A 20,801-nucleotide genomic window follows, 5' to 3' on the forward strand; every position below is an offset into this window, starting at 1 on the left:
AGCGGCGGGTCCGCGTTTCCGGGCGCGCCGTCCCGGACGGGCGTCCGGGGCGTCGGTCCACCGCGTGCGGTGCGGGAGAATCGGGGACGTGACCACCCCGCACGACACCCGCCACTTCGCGTCCGACAACTACGCGGGCGCGCACCCCGAGGTCCTCGACGCGCTCGCCGCCGCCAACACCGGCCACACCCCCGCGTACGGCGACGACCCGTGGACGGCGCACCTGCAGGACGTCGTGCGCACCCACTTCGGCGACGCCGCGACCGCGTACCCCGTCTTCAACGGCACCGGCGCGAACGTGGTCGCGCTGCAGGCGATGCTGCCCCGCTGGGGTGCCGTCGTCTGCTCCGCGAACGCGCACGTGAACACCGACGAGAACGCGGCGCCGGAACGCGTCGGCGGGCTCAAGCTGCTCACCGTCCCCACACCCGACGGCCGGCTGACCCCCGAGCTCGTCGCCCGGCAGGCCCACGGCTTCGGCGACGTGCACCGCGCGCAGCCGGGCGTCGTGTCCCTCACGCAGTCCACCGAGCTCGGCACCGTCTACCGGCCGGAGGAGATCCGGGCGCTGACCGAGCAGGCGCACGCCCTGGGCATGCGCGTGCACGTCGACGGCGCACGGCTGTCGAACGCGGCCGCGCGTCTCGGCCTGCCCCTGCGGGCGTTCACCACGGACGTCGGCGTGGACGTGGTCTCGCTCGGCGGCACCAAGAACGGCCTGCTCTTCGGCGAGGCGGTCGTCGTCCTCGACCCCGCCGCCGTCGACGGCGTGGGCTACCTGCGCAAGTCCGGCATGCAGCTCGCGTCGAAGATGCGGTTCGTCTCGGCGCAGCTCGTCGCCCTGTACGAGGGCGACCTGTGGCTGCGCTCGGCGGCGCACGCCAACGCGATGGCGGACCGCCTGCGCGCCGGGGTCGACGCCCTCGGGTCGCTCGACGTCACCCTGCCCACCGAGGCCAACGCGGTGTTCGTGCGCCTGCCCGCGGACGTCGCCGCGGCGCTCCGGCGGCGCTGGCGCTTCTACGACTGGGACCCCACCGACGGCACGGTGCGGCTCATGTGCGCCTTCGACACGCGGCCGCAGGACGTCGACGACCTGCTGACGGCGCTCGCCGACGCGCTGGCGGGGCGCCCGGCCGCCTGACCCGGCCCCGGCGGACACGCACGACGGGGCCCTCCCGGACATCGTCCGGGAGGGCCCCGTGCGGGTCGTCAGACCGGGGGTCCGACGGGAGGACGGATCAGCGGCAGGCCGAGCCGTTCAGCGTGAAGCCCGTGGCGGGCGGCGGGGTGCTGCTGCCGTTCGTCTGCGAGCCGTTGAAGCCGATCTCGACCGACGCGCCCGGCGCCAGCGTGCCGTTCCAGGCGGCGTTGGTGGCCGTCACGGACTGGCCGGACTGGGCCCACTGGGCGCTCCAGCCCTGCTGGACCGACTGACCGGCCGGCAGCGTGAAGCGCAGGCTCCAGCTGCTGAGGGCCGTGGAGCCCGTGTTGGTCAGGCGGACCGAGGCGGTGAAGCCCGTGCTCCAGCCGTTCGCGCTGTAGCGGACGGTGCAGGCGGCCGGGCCCGAGGTGGCCGTCGGCGTCGGCGTCGGCGTGACCGTCGGCGTCGCGGTCGGGGTGGCCGTGGGCGTCGGCGTCACCGTGGGCGTCGGCGTCGGCGTCGGCGTGACCGTCGGGGTGACGGTCGGCGTCGGCGTCGGCGTCGGGGTGGGCGTCGTGCCGTTGGCGGGGATCACCGGGTAGGCGTTGCGGACGAGGGTCCGGAACTGGTTCTCGAACCACTGGCCGGCGAGCGGGGCGTCCGGCGTGGCGCCCGTCAGCTGGTTGGCCAGCTTGGACGCGACGTAGGTCGGGTCGCACATGCGGTCGAAGCTCTTGCCCTGGTCGTTCGGGATCTCCTTCGAGGCGCCGTCCGACTCGCCCGGGGGCTTGATCCAGACGTACGCGTCGAGGTGCGAGTCGGCCGGAGCGCCGGCCGGGGTGGCCCGGGGGAGCTCGCCGATGCCGGCGCCCAGCGGGTTGCACCACGCGCCGCGGTGCGTGCGCTTGTCGATGCGGGACTCGTTGACGTACGTGTTGAGGTCCGTGCTCGTCGACGCGGCCGTCGGGCGGTTCGGCCCGCCCCACCCGTTGCGCGAGGTGTCGATGAGCATGCCCGTGCTGGACGGGAAGCCCGCGGCCACGAGCAGCCGGTGCAGGTGCGCCGTCCACGCCAGCTCGCCGAAGTCCGAGTTCCACTCGTAGAACGACGAGGAACGGACCTGGCCGCTGCCGACCTGCTTGTTCGGGTCGGTGAGGAACGGCTCGGCGAGGGGGGTCGAGTTCGCCGTGTTGGTGACGAACCCGTCGACGGACGCGAAGCCCTTCTTCGTGGTCTTCGCGACCTCCGCGAAGAGCTGCGCGGCGGGCGCCGCGTTGGTGTCCCAGCCGAGCCAGCCCGAGTGGGCCGCGTCGATGTAGGTGTAGACGTTGTCCATCGTCTTCAGCTCGTCGAGCGCGTACTTGACGCCCTCGCGGTAGTACGGCGCCGACCGCTGGCACGTCGCCTCGGACATGTTGGTGACGAGGTTCGGCAGGGAGTCCGGCTCGATCGTCGCCGCGATCCGGATGTCCTGGTACTTCGGGTCGGACAGCAGGTCGACGATGGGGTCGATGTACTCGGTCTTGTACCGGGCCAGCCCCGCGTCCGTGGCGGGGAGCTCGCCGTTCGACGCGAGCGCGAAGCAGTCGCGGCCGGGCAGGTTGTAGATGACGAGGTTGAAGACGAGCGGCGTGGTACCGGTCTTCTGCTTGAGCGCCTCGTCGAGGTGGAACTTCAGGCCGTTGCCGTCCGCGTTGCCGGCGATGGCGCTGATGCGGTCCATCCACACGGCCGTCGGCTGCTTCGCCACCGTGCGCATCTGGGCCGCCAGGGTCGCGTCGCCGGCGCGCGTGGCAGCGCTCTCAACCGTCGCGGCCCAGGTGGGGTTCACGTACTGCTTGGCGCCCGCGTAGGGGTTGTCGACGTGCGGCTCGGCCGCCGTGGCCGCCGTGCTCGCCAGCGTCAGCGGCACCGCGACGAGCGCCGTTGCCGTCGCCACGGTCGCGGCGGCGCGCAGGCGCCGTCCGACCGTCCTCTTGCCGTGTGTGGACACGTGTGTCCTCCAGGTCCGTTCGGAGCACCCGGCCCTCGGCGGCAAGGTGCGGGCCGCCGCGGGGGAGTCCACGACGACTGGCCTGGAATCCATCACGCGGCGCCGCCGGCCGTGACCCTCGCGAACCGTTTAGGGCGTGCCGCGTTACCGAATCGTTACCCGGCCCGGATGGTGCTCGGCGTGCGTCGCCGCAGGTCAGCGCGACCGAGGGCCCGTGCTGCCCCGGACCGCGAGCCCGCCGACCGCGATCCGGGGCCCCGTCGCGGCCCGTCCGTCGAGCACCTGCAGCACCGCGTGGCCCACGGACGTGCCGAGCTCCGACTGCACGGTCGGCAGCGCGGTGATGGACGGGGTCGCGAGCCGGCAGAGGGGCGAGTCCGTGAGCGAGACCACGGAGACGTCCCACGGCACGGCGAGCCCCGTGCGACGCGTGACGTCGAGGGCGGCGACGGCCATGTGGTCGGTGTCGAACACGAGCGCGGTGGGCGGCCGGCCCCCCGTGAGCAGGCGCCGGCACGCCGCCGCGGCGCCCTCCGGCGTGCCCGCCGTCGCCTCGTGGACGAGGACGCCGCCGTTCGTGGCCACCGCCTGCTCGAGACCCGCGACGCGGGCGCGCGTCCGGGTCAGCGCGTCCGGCCCCGTGACGACCGCGACCTGCCGGTGCCCGAGCTCGATGAGGTACCGGCCGACGCGCGCCGTCGCCTCCGCGTCCTCGACGGCCACCGTCGCCATCTCGCCCGTCGGCTCGCCGCTCGCCACGACGACCGACGGGATGCGGAGCCGCCGCAGCGCGTCCAGCCGTGGGTCCTCGGTCCGCACGTCGGTGACGACCATGACGTCGAACCGCCGCTCGGCCCACCACTCGCCGTACAGCGACACGGCGGCGGCGAGGTCGTCGACGACCTGGAGCACCAGCGCCAGGCCGCGCGTGCGCAGGACGTCCTGCAGCGCGACGACGAGCTCGAGGACGTCGGCGCCGTAGCCGACCGGGCCGGTCAGCGTCCGGTCGAGCACGAGCCCGACGGCGCGCGGACCGCTGCGCATCGACCGCGCCGCGGCGCTCGGCCGCCAGCCGAACTCGTCGGCGACGCGCAGCACGCGTTCGCGCGTCGCGGCGCTGACGCCGGGCCGCCCGTTGAGCGCGTACGACACCACCGCGATCGACACGCCCGCGGCGCGAGCCACGTCCGTGATCGTCGGGCGGCGCGCCGCGGGACCGGCGACGACGGGCTGTGCCCCGGTCGCCGGAGATACGGCGTCTTTGCCGCTGTCATGTGCAGGAGTGACCACGATCGCCTAGTGTTGCGCCCGAAGTGGGTGGTTCGCATCAACTCGGCTCCGACGGTGTAGGCGAGGTAGCTCATGGTCACTGCTCGGCGCGGGGTGCCGGCCACGGTCCGGCGCACGATCGGCGTGCTGTCGCCGGTGGTCGGCGGGTTCTACTTCGGTGCCCTCATCGCCGGCGTGGCGCGCGCGGCGCGCGGCGCCGGGCACCGCGTCGTGGCCGTGCAGACGTATCCCGCGGGCCTCGACCGCGAGCGCTACCCCGACGAGTCGGTGCTCGACACCCCCGTCGCCCTCGGCGCGGTCGACGGCCTGGTCGTCGTCGGCAAGTCGCTGAGCCAGGAGCGCCTCGCCGCGGTGCGCGAGTGGGGCGTCCCCGTCGTGCTCGTCAGCGAGGACCCCGTCCACCCCGACGACCCGGTCGTCGTGCCGGACAACGCCGGGGGCGTGCGCGAGGCCGTCGAGCACCTGCTGTGGCACGGGCACACCGCGATCGGCTTCCTCGGGAACCTGGCGCAGCGGGACATGCGCGAGCGCTTCGCCGCCTACCGCGCGACGCTCGCCGAGCACGGCATCGAGTCCGACGAGTCCTGGTGGTACGAGGCCTCGGACAACCAGGAGCAGGGCGGCGTCGACGCCGCCGCGCGCCTGCTCGCGGGGGGCACGCCGACGACGGCCGTCATCGCCGCGACCGACCGCAACGCCGTCGGCTTCCAGCGGGCGCTGCGCTCGCACGGCCTCGTGCTGCCCCGCGACCAGGCGGTCGTCGCCTTCGACCACGCCGACTCCGGGGCGCGCGTGAGCCCCCGCCTGTCCACGGTGGACGCCCACTTCGGCCGCGTGGGGGAGCAGGCCGTGCACCTGCTGCTCGCGCGCATGCGGGGCGAGGAGGTCGCGCCCGGCGAGCACCGCGTCGCGTCGAGCCTCGTCGTCCGCGAGTCGTGCGGGTGCACCGAGGTGACGTCGCCGGCCGTCGCCGGCGACGAGGGCCTCGCGGGCGCGGACCTGGTGCGCCGGCTCGCCGACGCCGCGTTCGCCGGGCCCGCGGGCGCCGCGGGCGCGCGCCGGCCCGGCCCGGACGCGCGCGAGGCGTGGTGGCGCGCGGTGGTCGACCCCGTCGAGGCCGCCGCCGAGCGCGGCGTCGCACCGGCGGCCGCGGCCCTGGGCCGGCTCGCGGACCTCACCGCCGCGCTCCAGCCGCACCCCGAGGCGCTCGAGCAGTCGGTCACGGTGCTCCGCGCGGTCGAGTGCCGCCAGGTGGAAGCGCTCTCCGAGGCCCGCCGGCAGAACGCCCCGGCCGTCCGGCGGGCCGTCACCGACGTGCTGCTCGCGGTGACGAAGGGCTGCACCCGGGCCATGCTCGCCCGCAGCGGTCAGCTCGAGCGCACGATCGTCGACCAGTACGAGGTCGACATGGACCTGCTCCGCGGCGACGGGGCCAGCCCGCGCGCGCTCGGCTGGCTCCCGCGCGGCGTGCGGGGGCACGCGTGCCTCGGGCTCTGGGTGGGGTCGGACCGCGGCCCGGGCGACCGCGAGATGGAGATCGTCGGCGTGCACGACACGACCGGGACGCTGTCCCGCCTCGTGGGCGTCCGCACGACGGCCAGCCAGTTCCCGCCGGCGGCGCTGACCCGGGCGGGCACCGTGGGGTCGAACGAGCTGACGTTCGTCGTGCCCGTGACGTTCGGCGGCAGCGACTGGGGCCTGCTCGCCATCGACGGTGTCGTCGAGACCCGGTCCACCCAGCCGCGCGACCGGTTCAACCACTGGGCCGCGCTGCTCGCCGTCGCCCTCGACCAGGAGCGTCTGCTCGCGTCCCTGCGGGAGCAGCGCAAGGCGCTGGAGCAGGCGGCCGCGCGCGAGCGTGCGCTCGCCGACACCGTGCGCGAGAGCGAGGAGCGGTACGCGCTGGCGTCGATGGCCGCGCACGACGGCACGTGGGACTGGGACGTGTCCGCCGGTACCGTCTACTACTCGCCGCGCTGGAAGCAGACGCTCGGGTACGGCGACGAGGTGATCGGCGACCAGCCCGCCGAGTGGCTCGAGCGCGTGCACCCGGCCGACCGCGACGAGCTCTCCGCCGCCGTCGCCGCCCAGCTCGCGGGCTGCGGCACGCCGCTCGAGCTCGAGCACCGCGTCCGCACGTCGTCCGGCGACTACCGCTGGATGATGTGCCGCGCGGTCACCGTGCTGGACGACGCCGGGTGCCCGGCGCGGCTCGTCGGCACGCTCGTCGACGTGACCGAGCGCAAGGAGGCGGAGATCGCGCTCCAGCGGGACGCGCTGCACGACCCCGAGACGGGTCTGGTCAACCGCCTGCTGTTCCTGGACCGGCTCGGCGCGGCCCTGCTGCGCACGCGCCGGTCGCCGGCGTACGACTGCGCGCTCGCGCTGGTCCGCGTCGTCGAGCAGGCGCCGACCACCGGCCGGGAGCCCTCCGACGTCGCGCCCGACGTGCACCGGGAGGTCGTGCGCCAGCTGCGACGCCCCCTGCGCGAGGGCGACACGACCGCGCGCATCGGCGAGGACGACTTCGCGGTGCTCGTCGACGACGTCGGCGCGGGCGGCATGCCCGACCGGCTCTCGGAGCTGCTCGAGCGCCTGCGCCGCGACATCGGTCCCCGCATCGCGATCGGCGTGCTCGGCAGCGTGCGGGGCATGCGCGACGTCGCCGACGTGCTGCGCGAGGCGGACATCGTGCTGCTGCGCGAGCAGACCCGGCCGGACCCGCTGCGGGGGACCGTCCTGCGCTGAGGCGGCCCTCGCCGTCGAGCGGCGACGGGTGCGGCACGCCGGCCCTGCCGGGCACATGCGGCGCCGGTCGCCGCCCGGTGCGGCCCCGGACGCAGCGCGGCCCGGCCACCGTCCGGTGGCCGGGCCGCGCGTCACGCTCAGGCGTGGGTGCGGTGCACCCGCTCGCCACGGCTCGGGTGGTTGCGCGGGCCCGTGTCCACGCGGATGCGCAGCGGGCGGCCGGCGACGCGCGCGCGGCCGAGCTTGTCGACCGCCTCGGGCGTCAGGCCCGCGGGGATGTCGACGAGGGCGAAGGTGTGGAAGATGTCGATCCGCCCGACCTCGGAGCCCTGCAGGCCGCCCTCGCCGGTGAGCGCGCCGACGAGCTGACCCGCCTGGACGCCGTCCCGGTGCCCGACGGCGACGCGGTAGCGCGGCCGCCCGCTCGGTCCGCCGGTAGTCGCGCGCCGACGACCCGCCGGGGCGTGGCCGGCGCCGCCGGAGCGGGCGTCGTCCGGCGTCTCGCGAGCGCGGCGCACCGCGTCGTCGAGGTCCTCGACCTCGGAGCCGCGCGGCGCCGGGCCCTCGTCGCCGACCGCGAGGGCCGCGACGGCGGCCAGCAGGTCCGCCACGTCGACCTCGGGATGCTCCGCGAGGTGCGTGCGCACGGCGTCCCGGTAGAGCTCGAGACGGCCGGCGTCGAGGCGCTCCGGCGTCCGGCCCAGCAGCTGCGCGACGCGGTGCGCCGACACCTCCGCCGGGCTGGGGATCGTCGTCTCGACGAGCGGGGTGCGCGTCGTGCGCTCGATCTGGCGCAGCTTGCCGCGCTCCTGCGGCGTCACGAACGTCAGTGCGGCACCCGTGCGGCCGGCGCGGCCGGTACGGCCGATGCGGTGCACGTAGGTCTCGGCCTCGCGCGGCACGTCCATGTTGACCACGAGGCCGATGCGCTCGACGTCGAGCCCGCGCGCCGCCACGTCGGTCGCGACGAGCACGTCGAGCGCGCCGGAACGCAGCCGCTCGACGATCCGCTCCCGGTCGGCCTGCGCGACGTCGCCGGAGATGTGGGCGGCCGCGATCTGCCGCTGGATCAGCAGGTTGCCGACCTCCTCGGCCGCCTCGCGGGTCCGGACGAAGACGATCGCGGCGTCGGCGTCGCTCACGGCGAGCACGCGCGCCAGCGCACCGGCCTTGTGGCGGTGCGGGACGACCGCGTACGACTGCGACACGGCCGCGACGGTCGACGACTGCCGCGCGACGGCGACCTCGACCGGCTTGACGAGGTGCTTCTCGGCGACGCGCCGGATCTGCGTGGGCATCGTCGCGGAGAACAGGGCGACCTGCCGCGGTGCCGGCGTCTGCGAGAGCACGCGGTCGACGTCCTCGGCGAAGCCCATCCGCAGCATCTCGTCCGCCTCGTCGAGCACGAGGAACCGGACGTCCTGCAGCTTCAGGGTGCCGCGGTCGAGGTGGTCGATCACGCGGCCGGGCGTGCCGACGACCACCTGGGCGCCGCGCGCGAGGGCGCGCTGCTGGGGCAGGTAGGGGGAGCCGCCGTACACGGCGACGACCTGCAGGCCGTCGCGGTGCTCGGCGAACGACGTGATGGCGTCGGCGACCTGCATCGCGAGCTCGCGCGTCGGCGTGAGGACGACGGCCTGCACGGCACGCAGCGACGGGTCGACGTTCTGCAGCAGCGGCAGGCCGAACGCGGCGGTCTTGCCGGTGCCGGTCTGCGCGACGCCGACCACGTCGCGGCCGTCGAGGAGGGCGGGGATCGTCTGCGCCTGGACGGGGGTCGGCGCCGTGAAGCCGAGGCCCGTGACGGCGGCGAGCAGCTCGCCGGACAGGCCAAGGTCGGCGAAGGACGTGACGGCGTCGGCGGCCGTCGCGTCGGACGAAGGCAGGGGTGCGGACAGCATGGTGCTCAAGAGGGGACCGTTCGGTCGGAGGGGGGAGACGGGGCCGCCCGAAGGCGTCCTTCGACGTCGCTCACCCCGTGAAACCCACACCTGGACCGCCGCTCGGGCGGTCCGACACGCATCGGCAGGACACGGCGGCCCGGGGGCTCGCCGTCCCGCGCGGGGACGCGACACGACTCCTGTTGTCCCGGACAGCCTACCCGCGACGGGGCCCGAGCGGGCGGGCGGGGCTCGGTGACCTCCCGCACACGGGTCAGCCGAGGCCCCGGGCGCGCCCCTCGATCGCGGGGCAGCGGTCCATGACGACCGTCAGCCCGGCGGCGCGCGCGCGGGCCGCCGCCGCCTCGTCCACCACGCCCAGCTGGAGCCACACCGCCCGGGCACCCGCCGCGACCGCCTCGTCGACGACGCCCCCGGCGATGCGGCTGTTGACGAACACGTCCACGACGTCGGGCGGCTCGGCGAGGTCCGCGAGGCGGCGCACGCCCGGGACGCCGTGCACCGTGGGTGCGCTCGGGTGCACCGGCACGACCGTGTGGCCGAGCCGCTGCAGGTACGCCGCGACGCCGTACGCGGCCCGCGCCGTGTTGGTCGACAGGCCGACGACGGCCCACGTGGCCGACGTGCGCAGCAGCCGGTCGACGACCTGCGGGTCCACGGCGGAACTCATCCCTCGAGCCTGCCACCCTCGCGTGCGCCGCGCCGTGCGACGTCGTGCCGGGACGTCGCGGCGGGGCCCCGTGGCGCGTACGCATAGGATCACGGGCAGGACGAGGACGGGGGAGGGCGTGACGGACGAGCAGGCGGTCAGCACGCGCGTGCTCACCGTCCCCAACGTCATCAGCCTCGCACGGCTGCTGCTCGTGCCCGTGTTCGCGGTGCTGGTCGCGAACGGCGAGGACGCGTGGGCGCTCGTCGTGCTCGCCGTGTCCGGCGCGAGCGACTGGCTCGACGGCGTCGTCGCACGCCGCATGCACCAGGTGACCCGGCTCGGTCAGATGCTGGACCCGGCGGCCGACCGCCTGTTCATCCTCGTCACGCTGCTCGGGCTCGCGTGGCGCGGCACGGTCCCGGTGTGGCTCGTCGTGGTGCTGGTCGCACGGGACGTCGTGCTGGCGGTGATGCTGCTCGTGCTGGCCCGCGCCGGGTACCCGCCCCTGCGGGTGCACCTCGCCGGCAAGGCGGGCACGCTCGTCCTCCTCTACGCCTTCCCGCTGCTGTTCCTGTCGCAGTGGCCGTCGACGCTGGGGCAGGCCGCCGGCGTGCTCGGCTGGGCGTGCGCCCTGTGGGGAGTCGCCCTCTACTGGTTCGCCGGCGTGCTCTACCTGGCCCAGGCCGGCACGGTCCTGCGCGGCGACCGCCGGCGCGACCGGGCGACCGCGTCGTGAACCGTCGCCACGCGCAGCCCGGGCCGCACCGCCCGGCGGACGCGTCGATGACCCTCATCAACGAGACCTACCGGCGCCCGCTGGACCCCGGCTACCAGGAGGTCGCGGACCGCCGGCGTGCCGGCACGGCACCGCGCCGCACCCGGCGCGGCGCGGCGGCGCTGCTCGTGCTGGCCGTCGCGCTCGGCGCGTTCGCGAGCTCGGCGGCCACCGCGCTGCGCCAGCCGCCGCCGGCGGTGCTCGAGGCCCGGGCCCTCCTGGAGGCGGAGATCCGCGAGCGGACCGGCCGCGCCGAGGCGCTGCGCGACGAGAACGCGCGGCTGTCGGCCGAGATCGCGGCGCTGCAGACCGCGGCGGCGTCGAGCGAGGACCCCGCCCTGCTCGCCCAGCTCCAGCAGGACGCGGTGCCCGGCGGGCGGGTGCCCGTCTCCGGGCCCGGCCTGCGGATCGTCCTCACCGACTGGGTCCCCGGTCCGGGCGAGGAGGAGAACCCCGACAACCGCGTCCAGGACGGCGACCTGCAGCTGCTCGCGAACGGCCTGTGGGCGGCGGGTGCGGAGGCGGTCGCGATCAACGGCGCCCGCCTCACGTCCACGACGGCGATCCGCGGCGCGGGCGCCGCGGTGCTGGTCGACATGCGGCCGCTCGGGAGCCCGTACACGGTCGAGGCCGTCGGGGACCCCTCCGGGCTGCAGACCGGGCTCGCACGGGGCACCGCGGGGCAGCGGCTCGCGAGCCTGCGCCAGCAGTTCCGGATCGGGGTCGAGGTCACCGTGCAGGACCGTCTGGAGCTGCCGGCCGCCGGGTCCCCGACGCTCCGGTCCGCCCAGGTCCTCGGTGACCCGGACGCCACGACGGCGTCCGGGTCGGCCCCGGCGCCGGGCCGCCGTGGCACCGCAGCCGGTCGGGGGACTGCTGCGGACGCCCTTGGGCGGGTGTCGCCGGATGTGGCAGTGTCGGGGCGTCCTGACGGAGGGGAGCGCTCGTGATCGCGGTGATCGGGCTCGTGCTCGGCGTCGTCGCCGGCCTGCTCATCGAGCCGACCGTGCCGGCGAACCTGCAGCCGTACCTCCCCATCGCGGTCGTGGCGGCGCTCGACGCGCTGTTCGGCGGGCTGCGCGCCTTCCTCGACGGCATCTTCGACGAGCGCGTCTTCCTCACGTCGTTCCTCTCGAACGTCGTGGTGGCCGCGCTCATCGTGTTCCTCGGCGACCAGCTCGGGGTCGGCTCGCAGATGACGACGGCCGTCATCGTCGTGCTCGGCATCCGCATCTTCTCCAACGCCGCGTCGATCCGCCGCCACCTGTTCAAGGCATGACGACCGCGGACGACCGGCACGACGCGGCGCGCGAGGGGGACGCCGGGACCGCCCCGCGCGTGACCGGCGACGCGCCGGACGCGACGCCCGCGGACCGGCCCGTGGGCGACCGGGTGGCGCCCACCGACGACGTCGTGGGGGCGGAGGCACCGGCACCGGCCGACGACCTCGGCGCCGACGACGCCGCTCCCGCGGCCCGGGCGGAGTACCCCGACGCCCGCACCTCCGCGCCGGACGACGCGCCCGCCATCGACCCCCGTGACCCCCTGGGCCTCGGCGACCTCGGGTGGGACGTCCCCGCCGGCGACGAGCGCGAGCGCGACGAGGACCTCGCGGCCGACGACCTGGCCGTCGAGGACCGCGCGGCGAACGATCCCGCGGCCGAGGACCTCGCGCGCGACGACCCGGCGGTCGACGACCTCGCCGTCGACGACGCCGCGCCCGACGAGCCGGCCGTCCCGTCCGCGGGAGCGGACGGCGGGCACCGGTCCGACGCGGCGGTCGCGCCGCACGAGCCCGGCGATGTCGGGGACCTGCCCACGACCACGTCGGCGGTCGCGCCGCGCGCAGACCGGCCGGCCGAGCCGTCGACCCCGGGCGACGTGGTCGCCGCCGAGCAGGGCGAGCACGTCGCCGCCGCCGGTGCGGACGCGGTCCCGGCCGCCGCACCGCCGGTGCACGACCGGCACGAGCGCCCCCCGGGGGAGCGGTCGGCGTGGGCGCGCCTCGCGCACGCCATGCGGCCGCGGACCACCACCGGGCAGCTGCTCACGGCGGCGCTGTGCGCGCTGCTCGGCTTCGCGCTGGTCGTCCAGGTCCGCCAGACCACGGACACGCAGCTCGGTTCGCTGCGGCAGGACGACCTCGTGCGGCTGCTGGACGAGACGACCACGCGCGCGGACGAGCTCGCGCAGGAGGCGGCGGACCTCCAGCGCGAGCACGACGAGCTTCTCTCCGGCTCCGACCGCCAGCAGGCGGCGCTCGACGCCGCACGCCGCAACGCGGCCACGCAGGGGATCCTCACCGGACGGCTGCCGGCGACGGGGCCGGGCGTCCGGGTGACGCTCACCGAGACCTCGCCGAGCATCCGCGCCGCGACGATGCTCCACGTGCTCGAGGAGCTGCGGAACGCGGGTGCCGAGGCGATCCAGGTGAACGACCGGCGGGTGACGGCCAGCAGCGCGTTCACGGGTGCGCCCGGCGAGATCGTGCTGGACGGGGTGACGCTGTCGCCGCCGTACCGCTGGCTCGTCATCGGCGAGCCCGACACGATCGCCACGGCCCTCGAGATCCCCGGCGGAGCCGTCGCGAAGGTCCGCACGGACGGCGGGCGCGGCACCGTCGAGACGCTCGAGCGCGTCGACGTGACCGCGCTGCGCGAGCTGCCCGAGCCGGTGCACGCGACCCCGGTGCCCGACGGCGGCTGACCGCACGTCACTCGCCCAGGTGCTCAGTGTGCTGCACGGACGTGCCGACACCACATAGGGTGAGACCCGCGACGGCTGGGTCGAGGCGGGAGCGTCGACGCGCCCGCGACCGACACGGGAGGTGCACATGAGCGACGATCGACCGGCTCCGGCCGGAGGGCTGCCGACGTACCGCGGCGACGGACCCGACACGACCGTCAGCTTCGGCTCGCTGGAACCCGTCGAGCAGGAGGCCCCCGCACGCGTGGGGCTGACGGCCGACGAGTCGGCCGCGGTGCAGGCCCTCCCGCCCACCTCGGCGCTGCTCATCATGCAGCGCGGTCCGAGCTCCGGGGCGCGGTTCCTGCTCGACGCGGAGCGCACGACGGCCGGCCGCAGCACGAGCGCCGACATCTTCCTCGACGACGTCACGGTGTCGCGCAAGCACGCGGACTTCGTCCGCGACGGCAACCAGTTCGTCGTCCGGGACATCGGCTCGCTGAACGGCACGTACGTGAACCGCACCCGCATCGACCAGGTCGTCCTGCGCGCGGGCGACGAGGTGCAGATCGGCAAGTACCGCATGACGTTCCACCCCAGCCCCCACCGTGACGCCTCCTGACGGCGCGGTCGCGCGGGCGGCGGCGCCGCGGACGGGTGCGCCTCGGACGGAGCCGCCGCGTGGCGGGCAGCCGGCGGAGGCGGTCACCGAGCCGTGGCCCCGCGGGCTGTCGCGGCGCGCGAGCATGCGCATCTCGGACGTGCTCGCGGCGCTGCGGCTCGAGTTCCCCGCCGTGACGACGTCCAAGCTGCGCTTCCTCGAGGAGCAGGGCCTGGTCGCGCCGGTGCGCACGCCGTCGGGGTACCGGCAGTACTCGCCGGCGGACGTCGAGCGGCTGCGGTTCGTGCTGCGCCAGCAGCGCGACCGGTACATGCCGCTCAAGGTCATCGGGGAGCGGCTGGCCGCCCTCGACGCCGGCGAGGAGGAGGACGAGGCGCCGCCGCGCGCCCGTCTCGCCACGAGCGACGGGGTGGCACGGACGCCGGACCGGCTCACCGCGGAGCGCCTCGCGCAGGAGGCCCGCGTGCCGCCGGAGCTCGTGGACGACCTCGTCGCGCAGGGCGTGCTGCGCCCGGACCACCGCGGCGTGTTCGACGCGTGGGCGCGCGAGGTGGTGGTGGCTGCCGCGGCGCTGGCCGAGCACGGCATCGACCCGCGCCACCTGCGCACGTTCCGCGCCGCCGCCGACCGCCAGGCCGACCTCGTCGACCAGGTGGTCGCGCCGTGGCGCGGGCAGCGCAGCGTGTCCGCCCGGGCGCGCGCCTCGACGCTGGCCGCCGAGGTGGGCGAGCTGTGCGCCCAGATGCAGACGGCGCTGCTGCGCTCCGCGGTCGCCGACCTCACGCCCTGACGGCACGCGTGCCGATCCGCCGCGTGCACGACACGCGGTGCCGGTCTCGGGCAGACGCCGCCGCGACCGCGTCGTAGCGTGGAGGCGTGTCCGAGGATCCCGAGCTGGTGCCCGTGGAGGTCGTCGGCGTGCGCACGCACCTGGCCGACGACGAGATCGTCGTGCTCCTGCTGGACCCGGACTCCGCGCTGCTCGTGCCGATCCTCATCGGCCCGGCGGAGGCGTCGGCCATCGCGTCCGCGCAGGCCGGCGTCGTGCCGCCGCGGCCCATGACGCACGACCTGCTGCGGGACGCGCTCGTCGCGGCGGGCGCCCCGGTCGTGCACGTCGAGATCACGCGGCTCGAGGACGGCGTCTTCCACGCGGCGCTCGTGCTGCGCGGCGGGCAGCGGGTCGACTCGCGCGCGTCGGACGCGATCGCGGTCGCGCTGCGCTTCGACTGCCCGGTGCTCTGCTCCGCCGAGGTGGTCGCCGTGGCCGGCGTGGAGGTGCGGCCGGCGACGCGCGAGGAGGACCTCGCGCAGTTCCGCGAGTTCCTCGACCAGGTGTCGGCGGAGGACTTCGAGACCGGGCACGAGCCGGGCGCCGAGCCGGGCGGGCGCGACGTGTGAGGACCGGGGGCGTCCGTACACCCTCGACCTCCACCTGAAGGTGAGACATGCGCGCGCGACACGCCGGGGCGGCTCGTTGCAGTCCTGTCGACGCAGGCCTAGCGTTGCAGGCAGATCGAGAACAGCGCGCCCGCACCGCGGACGCCGAGGGAGGCCCGTGGTGAGCAACGAGACTGCCGAGAACTCCGGACCCGTCCCGCAGCGTGCGCAGGGCCTGCTGTTCGACGACGACCTCCCCGACCTCGACGTCGCGACGGGGTACCGCGGGCCGACCGCGTGCCGCGCCGCCGGCATCACCTACCGGCAGCTCGACTACTGGGCCCGCACCGGCCTCGTGGAGCCGTCGATCCGCCCGGCCACCGGCTCGGGCACCCAGCGGCTGTACAGCTTTCGGGACATCCTGGTGCTCAAGGTGGTCAAGCGGCTCCTGGACACCGGCGTGTCCCTGCAGCAGATCCGTGCGGCCGTCGGGCACCTGCGCGAGCGCGGCGTCGACGACCTCGCGCAGATCACGCTGATGTCCGACGGCGCGAGCGTCTACGAGTGCACGTCCGCGGACGAGGTCATCGACCTCGTGCAGGGCGGGCAGGGCGTCTTCGGCATCGCCGTCGGCCGCGTGTGGCGCGAGGTCGAGGGCACCCTCGCCGAGCTGCCGACCGAGCGCGCCGAGGACGACGGCACCGCCCCGGTGCCGAACCCGCACGACGAGCTCGCGCTGCGCCGCCAGGCGCGCACCGCCGGCTGACGCCGCACCAGCGACCCACCCGACGCCCGGCCGGACCACCGGCCGGGCGTCGTCGTGCGCGGGCCCGCCGGGGCGGCGTGCGCGGGTGCCGGAGCGGCGTGCGCGGGTGCCGGGGCGACGCCCGACGTGACGGCGACGAACTCCGCCGCCTGGGGGAGGGGGCCGTCAGCGACGCGGCGCCCGCAGGGCCCGCTCGAGCAGCTGGTCGAAGACGTCCGCGAGCTCCGCGGCGGCCGCACCGGGCCACGCGTGCACGGGCTGCGCCGCGCCCTGCGCCTGCTGCAGCGCGGCCCGCTCGGGGACGTGGGGGGACAGGACCAGGGGACCGTAGAGCGTCTGCAGCTCCTGCAACCGGTACGCCTGCTCCACCGAGCGGGCGCGGACCCGGTTCACGGCGATGCCGAGGGGCTGCAGCCCGGGCGCGGCGGTGCGCCGCAGCTCGTCGATCGTGCGCATCGCCCGGCCGACGGCCATGACCGCGAACAGGCCCGGCTCCGTCACCACGACCGCACGGTCGCAGGCGGTCAGGCCCGTGCGCGTGAGCCCGCCCAACGACGGCGGGCAGTCGATGAGCACGAGGTCGTAGCCCGCGACCCAGGACAGCGCGTAGCGGAGGCGGTCGAGGTCGTCGTCGTCCACACGGTCGTGCAGCACCGAGCGCTCCGAGCCGACGAGGACGTCGAGGCCGCGGTCGGACCAGCTCGACGGCGCGGTCGCGGCCGCCACCGTGGCGTCGGACGGCGCGTCGAGCACGGACGCCACGTCGCCCGCGGCGGCACCGGCGGCGCCGAGCGCCATCGTCGAGTCCCCCTGCGGGTCGAGGTCGACGACGAGGGTGCGCACCCCGCGCTCGAGGGCGGCCGAGGCCAGCCCGAGCGTCACCGAGGTCTTGCCGACACCACCCTTGAGGCTGCACACACCGAGGACGAGCACGCGGCCACGGTAGTCGGGCGGCCGGTGCCGCACGAATCGCCGCGCGGCGCGCCGGTGCGTCGGGGCCACCGCTGCACCAGGATGGGCGCATGCCGCTGACGATCACCCGCCACGGGCACTCCTGCGTCCGCATCGAGCGCGACGGGCGCGTGCTCGTCGTCGACCCGGGCACGTGGAGCGACCTCGACGCCGCGCTCGACGGCGCGGAAGCCGTGCTGGTCACGCACGAGCACCCGGACCACGTCGAGGTGGGGCCCGTGGCCGACCGCGTCCGTGCCGGGGTCGAGGTGTGGGCTCCCGAGACCGTGGTCGCCGACCTGGAGGCGGCGGGCGCGCCCCGCGACCGGATGCACCCGGTCGCCGACGGCGACGACCTCACGGTCGCCGGTGCGCGCGTCCGGGTGCTGGGGGAGCGGCACGCGGTGATCCACCCGGACCTGCCCGTGCCGGCGAACGTGGCGTACCTCGTCGACGACGTGCTGCTGCACCCGGGGGACTCGTACACCCTGCCGCCGGACGGCGCGTCCGTCGACGTGCTGCTGCAGCCCGTCGGCGCGCCATGGCTGCGGCTCGCGGACGCCGCCGACTACGTCCGCGCCGTGGCGCCGCGCACGGTCGTCCCGATCCACGACGAGCTCCTGAGCGAGCGGGGCCGCGCGGGCGCGGTGCGCCTGCTGCGCACGCTCGTCCCCGCGAGCGAGCTCGTCGTGCTCGCGTCGGGGGAGTCGCTGCGGCTCCCGGGGTGAGCGCGGTGCCGCGGGGCGCACCGGTCGCCGGACGAGGACCGGGTGGCTAGCGTGGGCGCGTCGGAAGGAGACACCGTGTCGGAGAGCCACGACGTGCCGCACCTGGAGCAGGACGAGACCGTCCCGCCGCGCCCGGAGGAGGAGGTCGCCGACCTCGCCCGCTCCGTCCCGGACCCCGCGGGCCACGGTGGTGAGCGGCGCGCGGCGGCCGACCTGGACGGCGCCGACGGCCTGGGGGAGCAGCGTCCCGACGACGGCCCGACGGCGCGCGAGTTCGGCTGAGGCACGCGGGCACCGACGTAGGGCATCCTGGCCCGATGCAGATCCGCGCCGTGGCCGAGGACGACTGGACGCTCGTCCGTGACATCCGCCTGCGGGCGCTGCGCGAGTCGCCGGACGTCTTCGGGTCGTCCCTCGCGCGCGAGGAGCGGTTCCTCGAGTCGCACTGGCGCATGCGGCTGCGTACGAGCTCGACCTGGGTCGCCGTCGACGACGACGGGACGCCCCGCGGGCTCGTGTCGATGATCCAGGAGCCGGGATCGCCCGAGCACGACCGCCACGTCGTCCAGATGTGGGTCGCGCCGGAGGCCCGCCGCCAGGGCGTCGCCTGGGCGATGCTCGACGCCGTGGTGCGCGCGGCCGCGCAGGACGGCGCGGACACCGTGTCGCTGTGGGTCGTCGAGGACAACGCGTCCGCCGTCGACCTGTACGTGCGTGCCGGCTTCGTGCGCACCGGCGAACGCCAGGTGCTGCCGCGCGACCCGGACCGCACCGAGGAGCGCTACGAGCGCCACGTCGACGTGGCCGGGCTCGCCGCCAGCCCGCGATCCGACTCGGCCTGAGGGAGCGGTCGGGAGCGACGGGCACGTCGTACCGGCAGGCGTTCTGACATAATGCACATTATCGGCGTTGTGCGGAGGAGCGCGGAGAGGGGCGTGCGGCCACCGCCGTGCCGACGCGTCGACGACGCGGCAGGACGCGACGGTTGCCGTCGCCGACACGTCGTGGGCGTCACGTCAGCGGGTCGTGGCCCCAGTTCATCAGCGAGTACCGCCAGCGCGTGTCCGTGACGTCGCCGTCGGGTCGCTGCGCCAGGTGCCGGTGCACGTAGCCGACGACCTTGCGCATGTGCTCGTGGTCGTCGTCCGTCAGGTCGGCCTTCTTCGTGCGCAGGATCTCGACGATGCGGCGTCCCGACTCGTGGCCGACCGACTCGCCGCCGCCGTCCTTCTGGCCGACGGACCGTGACTCGTCGGTCTCGAGCCAGCGCTCGAGCTCGGCCGGCGTCATGGTGACCGCCTCGTGGAAGTCCTTCGCCACCTGCGTGCGCTCGTCCTCGTCCATCAGCCGATGCTCGCACCCCGGCGCGAGGCCGACATCCCGGGGACGCCGGGCGCTCACATCCCCCTGAGTCATCCCATGTCTTCTCCGGTTCGTCCGTCGTCGCGCAGCACCGGGACCAGGTGCTCGGCCGCCCACGCCCGGAAGGTCGTCGGTGTCGTGCTCACCGCGTCGCGGGCGTCCTCCCGGCGCACGTCGGAGCGGAACCCGCGCGCCATGCCGACCACCGCCTCGACCTGCGTCGGCGGCATGCCGACCGCGCGGAGCTGCTCCGCGACGACGTCGTCGGCGACCTGCTCCGCCCGGAACGGCCGCCCGACGACCTCCGTCAGCGTCGCGGCGACGTCCGCCGTCGAGAGGTCCGCCGGGCCGAGGACGCCCTGCGTCGTGCGACCGGACCAGTCGACCGACAGCAGGCGCTGCGCCGCCACGTCCGCGACGTCGTCCGGCGCGACCCACGGGATCCGACGGCCCACCTCGAGCTGTGACGCGACGACGCCGGTCCGCAGCGCAGCGAGGTCGAGGAGCAGGTTGCTGAAGAAGTAGCCGCAGCGCAGGTGCGTGACCGCCGCTCCGCTGCCGTCGAGGTGCTCCTCGAGGGCGCCGAGGCCGTCGATCTCGCCGAACCCCCCGCGAGCCTCCGCGCCGACGCTGCTCTGCACGACGACGCGCGCGACGCCGTTCTCGCGCACCGCCGCCGCGGCGACCCGTCCGAGCCGGTCGTAGGCGGCGACCGGGTCGGGTGCGAGCGACGGCGCGACCCAGTGCAGCGCGTCGGCGCCGCGGGTGGCGCGCACGACGGCGTCAAGGTCCGTGAGGTCGGCCGTGACCACCTCGCTGCGGCGCCGGACGTCGGGCGGGAGGCGGCCGGGGTCGCGGACCACCAGCACGGGCCGGACGCCGGCACGGTGCAGGCGAGCCACGACGCGCGACCCGACCTGCCCGGTCGGTGTGCTGACGACGATGCGCACGGGAACCTCCTCCGTCGGGACGGACGGCACCGGTCTACCGCCGACCACCGACACCCGCGCCCCTGCGCGCCTGCCGAACCGACCCCAGCCTCGCCGCCGCGGCAGCCCGTCCACGGGCCGGTCGCCGCCCCGCTCCGCCGGCTCCGCTCCCCCGTGACGCTCCACCGCCATGAGCGACCCGACCGGCGCCGACGCGCCCGAGCCCACCCGTCCCGACCCCACCCGTCCCGACCCCGCCCGACCCGACCCCGCCCGACCGGACGACGCCCGACCCGACGACGCGGGCCGCGGCACCGCGGAGCGCCGCGCCGCCGACCACGGCAGCCCCCGGCCGCACCCGGCGGGCGCCGGCTGGTCGGCGCCCGGACCCGACGACGACCTCGCCGACGCGGTGTCGCCCGGTGTGGCGGTGCCCGACGCGGACGCCGCGCTCGAGCTGATGCTCCGGCTCGTCGGGCCCGAGCGCGCCGGGCCGCCCGCGCTGTGGTTCGCGCTCCTCGACGCCGACCGGCGGCTGCTGCCCGTCGTGCTGCCGATCAGCGACGTGCCCCTGCGGCCCGACGCCGCCGCGGCACGGCAGATCGTGCACGTCCTCGCGTCGGTCCTCGAGCAGGAGCCGCCCGGCGGCGGTGTCGTCGTCGCGGTCGTCCGCGCCGCCGGCGGTGACCACGGCTCGTTCGAACGCGCGTGGGCGCACGCCCTGCTGCTCGCGGCGACCGACCGGGCGCTGACCGTGGCCGCCGTCGTGGCGGTCGGCGAGCACCGCGCCCGCGTGCTCCCGGTGTGACCGGGCCGCGACGGCGCGGGTGCGACAGCGCCGGTGCCGGGCTACGGGTGCGGGCCGGCGGCGACGC

At 76.1% G+C, this 20,801-nt stretch carries 21 protein-coding genes; 14 read left to right on the top strand and 7 right to left on the bottom strand.

From position 1 onward, the window contains the following. The first annotated feature begins 88 nt into the window (after nucleotides 1–88). Nucleotides 89–1,144 carry a threonine aldolase family protein gene (locus ACFUMH_RS12395; protein ID WP_378205601.1) on the top strand — a complete coding sequence of 352 codons (1,056 nt, stop codon included), beginning with the start codon at nucleotides 89–91 and terminating at the stop codon, nucleotides 1,142–1,144. A gap of 97 nt (nucleotides 1,145–1,241) precedes the next feature. Here the strand turns inward: ACFUMH_RS12395 and ACFUMH_RS12400 are convergent, their stop codons facing one another. Further along, on the bottom strand, nucleotides 1,242–3,137 hold the full coding sequence (locus ACFUMH_RS12400) for a glycoside hydrolase family 6 protein (RefSeq protein ID WP_378205604.1): 1,896 nt from the start codon (nucleotides 3,135–3,137) through the stop codon (nucleotides 1,242–1,244). A 195-nt stretch (nucleotides 3,138–3,332) separates the two neighbouring features. After that, nucleotides 3,333–4,322 carry a LacI family DNA-binding transcriptional regulator gene (locus ACFUMH_RS12405; protein ID WP_378205608.1) on the bottom strand — a complete coding sequence of 330 codons (990 nt, stop codon included), beginning with the start codon at nucleotides 4,320–4,322 and terminating at the stop codon, nucleotides 3,333–3,335. Nucleotides 4,323–4,499: 177 nt separating this feature from the next. On the opposite strand from ACFUMH_RS12405, the gene ACFUMH_RS12410 reads away from it, so the two are divergent. Then, nucleotides 4,500–7,175: a substrate-binding domain-containing protein gene (locus tag ACFUMH_RS12410; protein ID WP_378205611.1), complete on the top strand. Its 2,676-nt coding sequence runs from the start codon at nucleotides 4,500–4,502 to the stop codon at nucleotides 7,173–7,175. Between the two features lie 137 nt (nucleotides 7,176–7,312). Here ACFUMH_RS12410 and ACFUMH_RS12415 read toward each other — a convergent pair whose 3' ends face one another. Together ACFUMH_RS12415 and ACFUMH_RS12420 are read right to left on the bottom strand one after the other, a co-directional pair. Then, nucleotides 7,313–9,076 carry a DEAD/DEAH box helicase gene (locus ACFUMH_RS12415; protein ID WP_378205659.1) on the bottom strand — a complete coding sequence of 588 codons (1,764 nt, stop codon included), beginning with the start codon at nucleotides 9,074–9,076 and terminating at the stop codon, nucleotides 7,313–7,315. A gap of 253 nt (nucleotides 9,077–9,329) precedes the next feature. Next, on the bottom strand, nucleotides 9,330–9,746 hold the full coding sequence (locus tag ACFUMH_RS12420; RefSeq protein ID WP_378205614.1) for a CoA-binding protein: 417 nt from the start codon (nucleotides 9,744–9,746) through the stop codon (nucleotides 9,330–9,332). A gap of 118 nt (nucleotides 9,747–9,864) precedes the next feature. Here ACFUMH_RS12420 and ACFUMH_RS12425 point away from each other — a divergent pair, with 118 nt between their 5' ends. The 8 genes from ACFUMH_RS12425 to ACFUMH_RS12460 all read left to right on the top strand — a co-directional run bounded on the left by ACFUMH_RS12425 (nucleotide 9,865) and on the right by ACFUMH_RS12460 (nucleotide 15,956). Next, entirely contained in the window at nucleotides 9,865–10,464 is a 600-nt protein-coding gene (locus tag ACFUMH_RS12425; protein WP_378205617.1) for a CDP-alcohol phosphatidyltransferase family protein, read from the top strand. Nucleotides 10,465–10,511: 47 nt separating this feature from the next. Further along, complete coding sequence (locus tag ACFUMH_RS12430) at nucleotides 10,512–11,453, top strand: DUF881 domain-containing protein (RefSeq protein ID WP_378205620.1); 942 nt, start codon at nucleotides 10,512–10,514, stop codon at nucleotides 11,451–11,453. After that, complete coding sequence (locus tag ACFUMH_RS12435; protein WP_136519984.1) at nucleotides 11,450–11,782, top strand: small basic family protein; 333 nt, start codon at nucleotides 11,450–11,452, stop codon at nucleotides 11,780–11,782. Before ACFUMH_RS12430 ends, ACFUMH_RS12435 begins: the two co-directional genes overlap by 4 nt. Beyond that, entirely contained in the window at nucleotides 11,779–13,209 is a 1,431-nt protein-coding gene (locus tag ACFUMH_RS12440; protein ID WP_378205623.1) for a DUF881 domain-containing protein, read from the top strand. The genes ACFUMH_RS12435 and ACFUMH_RS12440 overlap by 4 nt, the downstream gene beginning before the upstream one ends. 127 nt (nucleotides 13,210–13,336) lie before the next feature. After that, on the top strand, nucleotides 13,337–13,810 hold the full coding sequence (locus ACFUMH_RS12445; protein ID WP_378205626.1) for an FHA domain-containing protein: 474 nt from the start codon (nucleotides 13,337–13,339) through the stop codon (nucleotides 13,808–13,810). Nucleotides 13,811–13,934: 124 nt separating this feature from the next. Next, on the top strand, nucleotides 13,935–14,600 hold the full coding sequence (locus tag ACFUMH_RS12450) for a MerR family transcriptional regulator (protein WP_378205629.1): 666 nt from the start codon (nucleotides 13,935–13,937) through the stop codon (nucleotides 14,598–14,600). Between the two features lie 86 nt (nucleotides 14,601–14,686). After that, nucleotides 14,687–15,211 carry a bifunctional nuclease family protein gene (locus ACFUMH_RS12455; protein ID WP_378205632.1) on the top strand — a complete coding sequence of 175 codons (525 nt, stop codon included), beginning with the start codon at nucleotides 14,687–14,689 and terminating at the stop codon, nucleotides 15,209–15,211. Between the two features lie 157 nt (nucleotides 15,212–15,368). Continuing rightward, the gene (locus tag ACFUMH_RS12460; protein WP_378205635.1) at nucleotides 15,369–15,956 is read left to right on the top strand and encodes a MerR family transcriptional regulator; all 588 of its coding nucleotides are present in this window, start codon (nucleotides 15,369–15,371) and stop codon (nucleotides 15,954–15,956) included. Nucleotides 15,957–16,121: 165 nt separating this feature from the next. On the opposite strand, the gene ACFUMH_RS12465 is transcribed toward ACFUMH_RS12460, so the two are convergent. Further along, nucleotides 16,122–16,889 carry a ParA family protein gene (locus ACFUMH_RS12465; RefSeq protein ID WP_378205638.1) on the bottom strand — a complete coding sequence of 256 codons (768 nt, stop codon included), beginning with the start codon at nucleotides 16,887–16,889 and terminating at the stop codon, nucleotides 16,122–16,124. An 89-nt stretch (nucleotides 16,890–16,978) separates the two neighbouring features. Between ACFUMH_RS12465 and ACFUMH_RS12470 the strand changes: the two genes are divergently transcribed. The 3 genes from ACFUMH_RS12470 to ACFUMH_RS12480 all read left to right on the top strand — a co-directional run bounded on the left by ACFUMH_RS12470 (nucleotide 16,979) and on the right by ACFUMH_RS12480 (nucleotide 18,477). Beyond that, complete coding sequence (locus ACFUMH_RS12470; RefSeq protein ID WP_378205641.1) at nucleotides 16,979–17,635, top strand: MBL fold metallo-hydrolase; 657 nt, start codon at nucleotides 16,979–16,981, stop codon at nucleotides 17,633–17,635. Between the two features lie 75 nt (nucleotides 17,636–17,710). Then, nucleotides 17,711–17,917, top strand: coding sequence for a hypothetical protein (locus ACFUMH_RS12475; protein ID WP_378205644.1), 207 nt, complete (start codon nucleotides 17,711–17,713; stop codon nucleotides 17,915–17,917). A 35-nt stretch (nucleotides 17,918–17,952) separates the two neighbouring features. Further along, nucleotides 17,953–18,477 (top strand): GNAT family N-acetyltransferase, encoded by a 525-nt coding sequence (locus tag ACFUMH_RS12480; protein ID WP_378205647.1) that lies wholly within the window; start codon nucleotides 17,953–17,955, stop codon nucleotides 18,475–18,477. 169 nt (nucleotides 18,478–18,646) lie between these two features. Here ACFUMH_RS12480 and ACFUMH_RS12485 read toward each other — a convergent pair whose 3' ends face one another. Further along, nucleotides 18,647–18,979 carry a DUF3140 domain-containing protein gene (locus tag ACFUMH_RS12485; protein ID WP_378205650.1) on the bottom strand — a complete coding sequence of 111 codons (333 nt, stop codon included), beginning with the start codon at nucleotides 18,977–18,979 and terminating at the stop codon, nucleotides 18,647–18,649. A 68-nt stretch (nucleotides 18,980–19,047) separates the two neighbouring features. After that, nucleotides 19,048–19,947, bottom strand: coding sequence for an NAD(P)H-binding protein (locus ACFUMH_RS12490; protein WP_378205653.1), 900 nt, complete (start codon nucleotides 19,945–19,947; stop codon nucleotides 19,048–19,050). A 169-nt stretch (nucleotides 19,948–20,116) separates the two neighbouring features. Between ACFUMH_RS12490 and ACFUMH_RS12495 the strand changes: the two genes are divergently transcribed. Then, complete coding sequence (locus ACFUMH_RS12495) at nucleotides 20,117–20,734, top strand: hypothetical protein (protein WP_378205656.1); 618 nt, start codon at nucleotides 20,117–20,119, stop codon at nucleotides 20,732–20,734. Nucleotides 20,735–20,801: the final 67 nt, after the last annotated feature.

Origin of the sequence: Cellulomonas sp. NPDC057328 (assembly GCF_042667215.1) — a bacterium.
Classification (GTDB): Bacteria; Actinomycetota; Actinomycetes; order Actinomycetales; family Cellulomonadaceae; genus Cellulomonas.

What these genes read in the sequence shown, in the direction of transcription:
- ACFUMH_RS12450 (WP_378205629.1), top strand. Translation starts at nt 13,935, where the DNA reads ATGCGCATCTCGGACGTGCTCGCGGCGCTGCGGCTCGAGTTCCCCGCC.
- ACFUMH_RS12410 (WP_378205611.1), top strand. Translation starts at nt 4,500, where the DNA reads ATGGTCACTGCTCGGCGCGGGGTGCCGGCCACGGTCCGGCGCACGATC.
- ACFUMH_RS12445 (WP_378205626.1), top strand. Translation starts at nt 13,337, where the DNA reads ATGAGCGACGATCGACCGGCTCCGGCCGGAGGGCTGCCGACGTACCGC.
- ACFUMH_RS12495 (WP_378205656.1), top strand. Translation starts at nt 20,117, where the DNA reads ATGAGCGACCCGACCGGCGCCGACGCGCCCGAGCCCACCCGTCCCGAC.
- ACFUMH_RS12440 (WP_378205623.1), top strand. Translation starts at nt 11,779, where the DNA reads ATGACGACCGCGGACGACCGGCACGACGCGGCGCGCGAGGGGGACGCC.
- ACFUMH_RS12470 (WP_378205641.1), top strand. Translation starts at nt 16,979, where the DNA reads ATGCCGCTGACGATCACCCGCCACGGGCACTCCTGCGTCCGCATCGAG.
- ACFUMH_RS12480 (WP_378205647.1), top strand. Translation starts at nt 17,953, where the DNA reads ATGCAGATCCGCGCCGTGGCCGAGGACGACTGGACGCTCGTCCGTGAC.
- ACFUMH_RS12415 (WP_378205659.1), bottom strand. Translation starts at nt 9,076, where the DNA reads ATGCTGTCCGCACCCCTGCCTTCGTCCGACGCGACGGCCGCCGACGCC.
- ACFUMH_RS12485 (WP_378205650.1), bottom strand. Translation starts at nt 18,979, where the DNA reads ATGGACGAGGACGAGCGCACGCAGGTGGCGAAGGACTTCCACGAGGCG.
- ACFUMH_RS12420 (WP_378205614.1), bottom strand. Translation starts at nt 9,746, where the DNA reads ATGAGTTCCGCCGTGGACCCGCAGGTCGTCGACCGGCTGCTGCGCACG.
- ACFUMH_RS12430 (WP_378205620.1), top strand. Translation starts at nt 10,512, where the DNA reads ATGACCCTCATCAACGAGACCTACCGGCGCCCGCTGGACCCCGGCTAC.